Genomic DNA, 7,905 nt, shown 5'->3' on the forward strand with positions numbered 1-7,905 from the left:
GTCCCCTCTCCCTCCGGGAGAGGGTTAGGGTGAGGGCAGCGGTGCCATGTCATACGCATTACTCGCTGAAACTCATTCCATGCTTTTCCTTGGTGGTTTTCACCGCCTCGAGCACCGCCAGCAAACAGTCATCACGATAGCGCTCCAGCGCCGAAATGCTGTGCCGACCGAGCTGATCAGTGGTGCCATCGACCACATCATCGATCAACTTATCGGTCAGCTCCGGTGCCGGCAGATACGTCCACGGCAACTGCAACGCCGGGCCGAATTGCGACATGAAGTGGCGCATGCCGGCATCGCCGCCGGCCAGGGTGTAAGTCAGGAAAGTGCCCATGAACGACCAGCGCAGACCGGCGCCAAAGCGAATCGCATCGTCGATCTCGCCGGTCGTCGCCACACCGTCGTTGACCAGGTGCAACGCCTCGCGCCACAGCGCTTCGAGCAGGCGATCGGCGATGAAACCCGGCACTTCCTTGCGCACATGCAACGGGCGCATGCCGAGGGATTGGTAGACTTGCATCGCCGCTTGCACCGCCTCCGGCGCGGTGTTTCTGCCGCCGACCACTTCCACCAGCGGCAACAGATAAACCGGGTTGAACGGATGCCCGACCACGCAGCGTTCAGGGTGCGTCGAACTCTCATAGAACTCGCTGGGCAAAAGGCCTGAAGTGCTGGAGCCGATCAGCGCATCGGGCTTGGCGGCGGCGCTGATCTTGCTGTGCAGGTCGAGCTTCAGTTCCAGCCGTTCCGGGGCGCTTTCCTGGATGAAATCGGCGTCACGCACGCATTCCTCGATGGTGGCGACAAAGCGCAGACGATCCTGCGAAGCACCCGGTGCCAGGCCGTTTTTCTCCAGCGCGCCCCACGCATTGGCCACGCGTTGGCGCAATGCCGCTTCGGCGCCGGGCGCCGGGTCCCAGGCCACTACATCGAGGCCGTGGGCGAGCGCGCGGGCGACCCAGCCACTGCCGATGACACCACTGCCCAGAGCGGCGAAGGTTTTGATTTCGGTGATAAAGCGCATGGTGATTTCCTGAGAGAGTTCGGTGATCCCTGTGGAAACTCTGTTCTCGTGGCGAGGGGATTTATCCCCGATTGGATGCGAAGCAGTCGTAAAACCAGTGCTCTCGGTCTATCTGATGCCCCGGGTTGTCTGGTTTTGGGGCGGCTTCGCCACCCATCGGGGATAAATCCCCTCACCACAAAATTTATGTTCACAGGGAGAAAGGGTGAGGTTCAGCCGCGCTGAATCAGGCCCATTTTTTTGCGACCTTCTGCCGGTGTGAGCACCCGGGCACCGAGGCGGCTGAGGATTTCCGTGGCGCGTTCGACCAGTTGGCCATTGGTCGCCAGCACGCCTTTGTCCAGCCACAGGTTGTCTTCGAGGCCGACCCGCACGTTGCCGCCCAGCAGCACCGCTTGCGCCGCCATCGGCATCTGCATGCGGCCGATGCCGAAGCCGGCCCAGACCGCGTCGGCGGGCAGGTTGTCGACCATGGCTTTCATCGTGGTGGTGTCGGCCGGCGCGCCCCACGGGATGCCCAGGCAGAGCTGGAACAGCGGGTTGTCGAGCAAGTCTTCCTTGATCATCTGCTTGGCGAACCACAGATGCCCGGTGTCGAAAATCTCCAGTTCGGCCTTCACGCCCAGTTCGGTGATGCGCTTGGCGCCGGCGCGCAGTTGCGCCGGGGTGGAGACGTAAATGGTGTCGCCATCGCCGAAGTTCAGCGTGCCGCAATCGAGGGTGCAGATTTCCGGCAGCAGTTCTTCGACGTGGGCGAGACGGGTCAGCGGGCCGACCAGATCGGTGTTCGGGCCGAACTCCATCGGCTTCTCGCCAGGGCCGATTTCCAGGTCGCCGCCCATCCCGGCGGTGAGGTTGACGATGATGTCGACGTCCGCCTCGCGGATGCGCTCCATCACTTCGCGGTACAGCGCCACGTCACGGCTGAACTTGCCGGTCTGCGGATCGCGCACATGGCAGTGCACCACAGTGGCGCCAGCCTTGGCCGCTTCCACCGCGGCAGCAGCAATCTGTTTCGGGGTGACCGGCACGTGTGGACTTTTGGCGGTCGTGTCGCCAGCACCGGTGAGTGCGCAGGTGATGATGACGTCGTGGTTCATGGTGCGTTTCCTTCAGGCGTGATGGGTCTGTCCGCAGCCCGCTACCGGGCTGCGAAGCGTGGTTCAGTGGCCTCTCCCATCTGGGAGAGGGGGGGTCAATAAAGGTTATTTGCTGGTCAGCTGGAGGTTTTCAGCAGCCGGTTTGCCATCGAAAGTCGTCACACCTTCAAGCCAGCGCTGTTTGTCTTCGGGGTGATCCTTGAGCCACTGCTTTGCCGACTCGAAAGCGTCCTTGTGATCGAGCAGCGGCTGCATCATCCGGCTCTCGGATTCGGCGGTGAACGTCAGGTTGGTCAGCAGGCGGCCGATGTTCGGACATTGCTCGGCGTACTTCGGTGACGTGACCGTCCACACCGTGGCCATGCCTTCGTTCGGGCCGAGGGCGTCTTCGCTGCCGGTCAGGTAGGTCATCTGAATGTTGACGTTCATCGGGTGCGGCGCCCAGCCGAAGAACACCACGGCTTCCTTGCGCCGCACGGCGCGGTCGACGGCGGCGAGCATGCCGGCCTCGCTCGATTCGACCAGCTGGAATTTGCCCAGACCAAACTGGTTCTTGGCGATCATCGCTTTGATCTGCGTGTTGGCGCCCGAGCCTGGCTCGATGCCGTAGATCTTGCCGCCCAATTCCTTCTCGAATTTGGCGATGTCAGCGAAGGTTTTCAGGCCCTTGTCAGCCAGATAGGTCGGCACGGCGAGGGTGGCGCGGGCGTCTTTCAGGCTCGGTGCTTCGAGCACTTTGACCTGATTGGCCTCGACGAATGGCGTGATGGTCTGGGTCATCAGCGGGTTCCAGTAGCCGAGGAACAGGTCCAGGCGCTGATCGCGAATCCCGGCAAAGATGATCTGCTGCGAGGCGCTGGTCTGTTTGGTGCTGTAGCCGAGGCCGTCGAGCAGGACCTGGGTCATGGCACTGGTGGCGATCACGTCAGTCCAGTTGACCACGCCCATGCGTACGTTCTTGCAGGAGGCCGGTTCGGCCGCCATCACGCCGGTGCTGAAGAAAGCGGTACCGCTGAGTGCAAGAACGCAGCTGCTGATCAGTCGTTTCATGTCGGGTTCCTCGGCAGTTCGATTATTGTGGTTCCCGGCATCTGCGCGCCGGTGAGGCCAAGTTACGCAGCTATGCACCCGTGAAAGCGCACTGCGGCGACTGGCATTTGCACTGTAGCGACCTGCACGCTTGAACGCCGCCGATAATCGGCGTATCAACGAGCCACGCGACCCGCCAACCGAGTGCGCCCATGTCCCAGGATTTCTACTTTTTGCTGATGCCGGGGTTCTCCGCCATCGGCTTTATTTCCGCGATCGAACCGTTGCGCGTGGCCAACCGCTTTCGCGGCGAGTTGTACCGCTGGCATGTGCTCAGCGCCGATGGCGGCGCGGTACTGGCGAGCAACGGCATGTCGGTCAACGCCGATGCGGCACTGGAGCCGCTGAAGAAAGGCGCGACCTTGCTGGTGGTGGCCGGCTTCGAACCGCTGAAGTTCATCACGCCGACGCTGGAGCACTGGTTGCGCAGGCTGGACAAGGACGGCGTAACCCTCGGCGCCATCGACACCGGCAGCTTCGTCCTCGCCGAAGCGGGCCTGCTCGATGGCCATCGCCTGACCCTGCACTGGGAGGCGATCGATGCGTTCAAGGAATCTTATCCACAGCTCAGCGTGACTCAGGAGCTGTTCGAGATCGACCGCCGGCGGATCACCTCGGCGGGAGGTACGGCCTCGATTGATCTGATGCTCGACCTGATCGCACAGGCCCACGGCCCGCAACTGGCGATTCAGGTCAGCGAGCAGTTTGTGCTCGGGCGCATCCGCCCGCGCAAGGATCACCAGCGCATGGAAGTCGCCACGCGTTACGGCATCAGCAACAAGAAACTGGTGCAGGTGATCGGCGAAATGGAACAGCACAGCGAACCGCCGCTGACCACGCTGCAACTGGCGGAGTCGATCAAGGTGACCCGGCGGCAACTGGAGAGGTTGTTCCGGCTGCACCTGAACGATACGCCGAGCAACTTCTATCTGCGGTTGAGGCTTGAGAAGGCCCGGCAATTGCTGCGCCAGACCGATATGAGCGTGCTCGAAGTCAGCATTGCCTGCGGTTTTGAATCGCCGTCGTATTTCACCCGCAGTTACCGCGCGCGTTTCGCCCGCTGCCCCCGGGAAGACCGGCGTACCGCGCAGGCGTGAATGGTTTCAGCGACACCCTAGAACCCTGTGGGAGCGGGCTTGCCCGCGATGAGGCCAGCACATCCAACATTGTTATTGCCGGACACACCGCCATCGCGGGCAAGCCCGCTCCCACAGGTTCGAAGGTGATTTCGGGAATCGGGTTATTTCTTCACCAACGCCGAACACGCCGCTTTGTAAGCCTCATGCTGATACTTGTTCAACGTCCCCGGCAGCTCGAAATTGTGCTTCTTGGCCTGGGCATTGATCGTCTGCGGCGACAGCAGCGTCACCTCACAGCCATCAAGCAACTGAAACACGCCCTCGATCTTGAACGTCGTCGGCCCACCGGCAAACTCGCCCTTTTTGCTGCGCTTTTTGATCGCGATCCGGTCCACCGAGTTTTCCCGCACAAACGACGCGACCTGCGCCGCAAACCGCCGCACGTTCGCCGCCTCGTCATCGTCATCCAGAGCAATCTTCTTCGTGGCGAGAGGGACGTGGCTCAACGTCGAACCGTCGAGCGCCGCCACGGCGATGATCGCTTCGCTGCCTTTGATTTCAATGCCGCAGATGTTCATGGGAATCCTTAGACTGGCTTAAGAGGTTCAGCTTACAGCTCAAACACTCACTCCTGCCCGATCGACTCCAAAAACTCCGACCGTTCATCACTCATCCGCGCGACACAATCATTCTGCGCAATGGTGAAGGCCTTGCTCCCCGCCGTGGCCGGGAACGCTTCCACCGCGCAATCCGCATCCCGGGTCTTCAACCACTGCTGCTGGGCGGTCTTGAGTTTGGCGGTGATGTCGGCCAGTTGCGTCGGGTTCTTGCCGTAGGTGGTCTGCATGCGTTCGTTGAGGCTGGCGTAGTTGTCTTTGAGCAGGTCTTCGGCGGTGCTGCGGCTGTAGGCGGAGCATTCCAGGGTCTGGATGTCGTTTTCCACCGCGTCGCACGGGTTGTTCTCGGATTCTTCGGCGGCGTGGGCGCCGGTCGCAATCAGTGCCAGGGCGAGGAAGATCGATTTCATTGGGGTCGCTCTAATCCGTTGGTAGGTGCAGGCTGCGGCAGATTCTGGCGCAAGCGCACGGGCTTGAACAGCCAGCCGAGGAGGGCGGCCGACGACCCTTTGTCGCGGATTGACGCTTTCGGCAATTCCCCTGTCGTTTTTGCACCCGGTCGCCCCGGCACCGAGGCATATGCTGGCCCCAAAGCGCCGGCAGACGATTCGGCGCATGAATCGCCAATAAGGGGACGCCTGATGAGCCCAGCCGAATTACACGCCGACAGCATCGTTATCGACGGTCTGATCATTGCCAAATGGAACCGCGAGCTGTTCGAAGACATGCGCAAGGGCGGTCTGACGGCAGCCAACTGCACTGTGTCGGTGTGGGAAGGCTTTCAGGCGACCGTGAACAACATCGCTGCCAGCCAGAAACTGATCCGCGAAAACAGCGACCTGGTGATGCCGGTGCGTACTACCGCCGACATCCGTCGGGCCAAGGAGCAGGGCAAGACCGGTATCCTCTTCGGCTTCCAGAATGCCCACGCTTTCGAAGACCAGATCGGCTATGTCGAGGTGTTCAAGCAGCTCGGCGTTGGCATCGTGCAGATGTGCTACAACACCCAGAATCTGGTCGGCACCGGTTGCTACGAGCGTGACGGCGGCCTGTCGGGTTTCGGTCGCGAAATTGTGGCTGAAATGAACCGTGTTGGCGTCATGTGCGACCTGTCCCACGTCGGTTCCAAGACCTCCGAAGAAGTCATTCTCGAATCGAAAAAACCGGTCTGCTACTCGCACTGCCTGCCATCGGGTCTCAAAGAGCATCCGCGCAACAAGTCCGATGCAGAGCTGAAGTTCATTGCCGACCACGGCGGTTTCGTCGGCGTGACCATGTTCGCGCCGTTCCTCGCCAAGGGCATCGATTCGACCATCGACGATTACGCCGAAGCGATCGAATACACCATGAACATCGTTGGCGAAGACGCCATCGGTATCGGCACCGATTTCACTCAGGGTCACGGCCAGGACTTCTTCGAATACCTGACCCACGACAAGGGCTACGCCCGCCGCCTGACCAGCTTCGGCAAGATCATCAACCCGCTGGGCATCCGCACCGTCGGCGAATTCCCCAACCTCACCGAAACCCTGCTCAAGCGCGGCCATTCCGAGCGCGTGGTGCGCAAGATCATGGGCGAGAACTGGGTAAGCGTCCTGAAAGACGTCTGGGGCGAATAAGCCGCCGCACTTCTGAATCCTTTCTCCCGGCCACCCGCGCCGGGGGCAACACACAAAATTTTCTGGAGTTAAGTTTCCATGGCCAAGATCGCCCCGCAATTGCCAATCGAAGTCGACAGCGAGACCGGTGTCTGGACCTCCGACGCCCTGCCAATGCTGTATGTGCCGCGTCACTTTTTCGTCAACAACCACATGGGCATCGAGGAAGTGCTCGGCGCTGAAGCCTACGCCGAGATCCTCTACAAGGCCGGCTACAAATCTGCCTGGCACTGGTGTGAGAAAGAGGCCGAATGCCACGGCCTGGAAGGCGTCGCGGTGTTCGAACACTACATGAAGCGCCTGTCGCAGCGCGGCTGGGGCCTGTTCAAGATCCAGGACATCGACCTCGACAAAGGCACCGCCAGCGTCAAGCTCGAGCACTCCGCATTCGTCTATGTCTACGGCAAGGTCGGGCGCAAGGTCGATTACATGTTCACCGGCTGGTTCGCCGGCGCCATGGACCAGATTCTCGAAGCCCGTGGCAGCAAGATCCGTACTATGGCCGAACAAGTCTACGGAGGCTCCGAAGAGGGCCACGATGACGGTTTGTTCATCGTCAAGCCGTTGTAAGCCGAGGACCGTGCCATGGCTTTCGAAGCAATGTTCCAGCCGATCCAGATCGGCAAACTGACCATCCGCAACCGCGTGCTCAGCACCGCGCACGCCGAGGTCTACGCGACTGACGGTGGCATGACCACCGACCGCTACGTCAAATACTACGAAGAGAAAGCCAAGGGCGGCATCGGCTTGGCGATCTGTGGCGGTTCGTCCGTGGTGGCGATCGACAGCCCGCAGGAATGGTGGAGCTCGGTCAATCTGTCCACCGACCGGATCATTCCGCACTTCCAGAATCTGGCCGACGCCATGCACAAGCATGGCGCCAAGATCATGATCCAGATTACCCACATGGGTCGTCGCTCGCGCTGGGACGGTTTCAACTGGCCGACCTTGATGTCGCCCTCGGGCATCCGTGAACCGGTGCACCGCGCCACTTGCAAAACCATCGAGCCGGAAGAGATCTGGCGAGTGATCGGCAACTACGCCCAGGCTGCGCGCCGGGCCAAGGCTGGTGGCCTCGATGGCGTTGAACTGTCGGCTGTGCACCAGCACATGATCGACCAGTTCTGGAGCCCGCGCGTCAACAAGCGTACCGATGAATGGGGCGGCAGCTTCGAAGGGCGGATGAAGTTCGGTCTTGAAGTGCTGAAAGCCGTGCGCGCCGAGGTCGGTGATGACTTCTGCGTGGGCATGCGCCTGTGCGGTGACGAGTTCCACCCGGACGGCTTGTCCCACGAGGACATGAAGCAGATCGCCAAGTATTACGACGACACCGGCATG

The 7,905-nt window shown here is 61.2% G+C and carries 8 protein-coding genes and 1 pseudogene; 4 read left to right on the top strand and 5 right to left on the bottom strand.

Translation table 11 applies throughout. The features are described from left to right. Positions 1–58 precede the first annotated feature (58 nt). The 3 genes from OQK_RS13160 to OQK_RS13170 all read right to left on the bottom strand — a co-directional run bounded on the left by OQK_RS13160 (position 59) and on the right by OQK_RS13170 (position 3,174). Complete coding sequence (locus tag OQK_RS13160) at positions 59–1,024, bottom strand: L-carnitine dehydrogenase (protein ID WP_016772811.1); 966 nt, start codon at positions 1,022–1,024, stop codon at positions 59–61. A 212-nt stretch (positions 1,025–1,236) separates the two neighbouring features. Then, positions 1,237–2,124: a 3-keto-5-aminohexanoate cleavage protein gene (locus tag OQK_RS13165; protein ID WP_016772812.1), complete on the bottom strand. Its 888-nt coding sequence runs from the start codon at positions 2,122–2,124 to the stop codon at positions 1,237–1,239. Positions 2,125–2,229: 105 nt separating this feature from the next. Further along, a complete protein-coding gene (locus OQK_RS13170) occupies positions 2,230–3,174 on the bottom strand; it encodes a choline ABC transporter substrate-binding protein (RefSeq protein ID WP_016772813.1) in 945 nt (314 codons plus the stop codon). A 191-nt stretch (positions 3,175–3,365) separates the two neighbouring features. Between OQK_RS13170 and OQK_RS13175 the strand changes: the two genes are divergently transcribed. Continuing rightward, positions 3,366–4,310, top strand: coding sequence for a GlxA family transcriptional regulator (locus tag OQK_RS13175; RefSeq protein ID WP_016772814.1), 945 nt, complete (start codon positions 3,366–3,368; stop codon positions 4,308–4,310). A gap of 143 nt (positions 4,311–4,453) precedes the next feature. Here the strand turns inward: OQK_RS13175 and OQK_RS13180 are convergent, their stop codons facing one another. After that, entirely contained in the window at positions 4,454–4,870 is a 417-nt protein-coding gene (locus OQK_RS13180) for a DUF3010 family protein (RefSeq protein WP_016772815.1), read from the bottom strand. Between the two features lie 47 nt (positions 4,871–4,917). Continuing rightward, positions 4,918–5,319, bottom strand: coding sequence for a lysozyme inhibitor LprI family protein (locus tag OQK_RS13185; RefSeq protein ID WP_016772816.1), 402 nt, complete (start codon positions 5,317–5,319; stop codon positions 4,918–4,920). Between the two features lie 231 nt (positions 5,320–5,550). Here OQK_RS13185 and OQK_RS13190 point away from each other — a divergent pair, with 231 nt between their 5' ends. The 3 genes and pseudogenes from OQK_RS13190 to dgcA form a co-directional block, all read left to right on the top strand. Further along, complete coding sequence (locus tag OQK_RS13190; protein WP_016772817.1) at positions 5,551–6,528, top strand: dipeptidase; 978 nt, start codon at positions 5,551–5,553, stop codon at positions 6,526–6,528. Between the two features lie 78 nt (positions 6,529–6,606). Then, the gene (locus OQK_RS13195; RefSeq protein WP_016772818.1) at positions 6,607–7,137 is read left to right on the top strand and encodes a 4-vinyl reductase; all 531 of its coding nucleotides are present in this window, start codon (positions 6,607–6,609) and stop codon (positions 7,135–7,137) included. Between the two features lie 15 nt (positions 7,138–7,152). Continuing rightward, positions 7,153–7,905 (top strand): annotated as a pseudogene (gene dgcA, locus OQK_RS13200) (dimethylglycine demethylation protein DgcA); the annotation flags it as partial.

It is taken from the genome of Pseudomonas sp. R62 (genome assembly GCF_000257605.1).
GTDB classification, from domain to species: Bacteria; Pseudomonadota; Gammaproteobacteria; order Pseudomonadales; family Pseudomonadaceae; genus Aquipseudomonas; species Aquipseudomonas atacamensis.